We start from the raw sequence: 1,262 nt of genomic DNA on the forward strand, positions 1-1,262 counted from the left end.
CGGGTCGGGTCTTGTCCCGGTCGTGGGTGCCGGCCTGGTCGGGTCTCGGCATCCGTTCCCCGCGGGTCAGGACCGCCGCTTTCGAGCCGCCTCAGCCTCGATGCGAAGGCCGAGGTCGCTGCGATGGCGGTTCCGGGCGAGGGCACCGACGACGGCAAGCTCGACGAGCTCCCACTCGTGCACGATCATGGCGTAGTCGAAGCGCAGGGTGATGAAGCCGAGGCTCATGGCGACGGCGTCGCGCACGAGGTCGCGATGACGGCCTGCTCCCTCGTGGGTGGCGCCGTCGGTCTCCAGGATCAAGCAGTCGCCGACGACGAAGTCCACCCGACCGACGCCAGGTATCTCCACCTGAGGCGCGAGAGTCATCCCGATCGCGTGCAACCGAAGGCGCAGGAGCGACTCGAGGCCGCTGTCGGCGTCGGAGCGCGCGAAGTCCACGAGCCAGCGATGCTCTCTCGGGATGGCGCGGCGCAGCCGCTCACTCGCCCGCCGGCCGAGGATGCCCTGGCGGAGTGCCGACTCGAGTGCTGTGAAGAACGTCTCGATGCCGTGGCATCTGAGCAGCTGTCGCAGGACGTCGACGATGCCCACGCTCGGTCCGCGAGGTGGGTCGATCAGCGTGTCGCGGTGGATCCGGCATCCGTCGAGCACCTCTCTCGACGTGTTCCGGGTCGGAGCGATCCACACGTGCGGGTTGGATCCTTCGCCGTCGTCGAGAGTCCACAGCCCGAGAGAACGGGCAGCCGACACGCAGGCGAGCAGACCGCCGACACCGAGGGCGCGCATCGCGAGGTCGGAGGTCCCGGGCAGCGCATAGGTCCCGAGGCGCGGCCGGAGCAGCTCGCCGCTGGCCACTGACGCCCGCAGCCCGCGGCTCGTGCAGCCCGCCGCGCGCAGGTCGCCGGCCTTGGCCACGCCGCCGAGGGCGCGGCACGCGTCGGGAGGGAAGGGGTGCACGGCACCACGATGGCTCCGCGGCAGGCAGATGATCCCGGATCGAACCGCCGCGGTGGAGAGCCCCGTGGCACCGCCCGTCGGGGAGGAGTCGCCGTATGGTGTCGGAGGACTGGCCGGTCGGTGGACACGCCGGGTCGGGATGTCTGAGCCCGGCGGGTCGGGCGGGGGGTCAGTCCTGGGTGACGTGCCGCCTGGGCATCCGGTCGTGGTGTCGGAGGACTGGCCGGTCGGTGGACACGCCGGGTCGGGATGTCTGAGCCCGGCGGGTCGGGCGGGGGGTCAGTCCTGGGTGACGTGCCGCA

At 71.8% G+C, this 1,262-nt stretch carries 1 protein-coding gene; it reads right to left on the reverse strand.

Translation table 11 applies throughout. The features are described 5' to 3' along the window. Positions 1-66: 66 nt before the first annotated feature. The gene (locus FHS08_RS09205; protein ID WP_167038263.1) at positions 67-960 is read right to left on the reverse strand and encodes a DUF559 domain-containing protein; all 894 of its coding nucleotides are present in this window, start codon (positions 958-960) and stop codon (positions 67-69) included. Positions 961-1,262 lie beyond the last annotated feature (302 nt).

It is taken from the genome of Microbacterium ulmi (assembly GCF_011759705.1).
Lineage (GTDB): Bacteria > Actinomycetota > Actinomycetes > Actinomycetales > Microbacteriaceae > Microbacterium > Microbacterium ulmi.